The following is a 605-nucleotide window of genomic DNA, read 5'->3' on the forward strand; positions in this document are numbered from 1 at the left end:
CCGACGCCAGCGTCTCGAGGCATCCGCGCTGCCCGCAGCTGCAGACCACGCCCGCCGGGTCGACCGGGATGTGCCCGATCTCGCCCGCGACGCCGTGGCCGCCGCGCAGCAGGCGTCCGTCGAGCACGACACCGGCGGCCAGGCCCGTTCCGAGGTTGAGGTACGCCATCGAATGCGCGCGGATGCCGTCGGCCACGCCGAGGAGGTGATGGGCGCCGACCGCGGCGGCCTTCACGTCGTTCTCTACGCGCACCTCCACGCCGAGCCGGTCGGACAGTCGCGGGCCGAGGTCGAGCCCCTCCAAGCCGAGGTTCACGGCGTGCGCGACGCGTCCCGTCACGCTGTCCACCGCCCCCGGGATGCCGATGCCGATCGAGGCGAACGAGGCCGCGTCGACGCCGGCCAGCTCGGTCATGCGCTCGACCGTGCGCAGCGCCGTGGCGACGACCGCCTCGGCGCCGAACCCGGTGGGCATGCGGAACTGATCGCTCAGCTCGCCGTCGGCGCCGATCGCCACCGCGGCCGTCTTGGTGCCGCCGATGTCGATGCCGAGCCTCATGTCGCCTCCGCCGCGACGGCCGCGACGGCGTCGACGGCCACTGCGG

At 74.7% G+C, this 605-nt stretch carries 1 protein-coding gene; it reads right to left on the bottom strand.

Features of this window, described 5'->3' with window-relative positions; genetic code table 11:
• On the bottom strand, positions 1-559 hold a 559-nt coding region (locus GH736_RS24045; RefSeq protein ID WP_159607617.1), incomplete at its 3' end, for an ROK family protein.
• Between the last annotated feature and the right edge of the window lie 46 nt (positions 560-605).

It is taken from the genome of Agromyces humi (assembly GCF_009720255.1).
Taxonomy (GTDB): Bacteria; Actinomycetota; Actinomycetes; order Actinomycetales; family Microbacteriaceae; genus Agromyces; species Agromyces humi.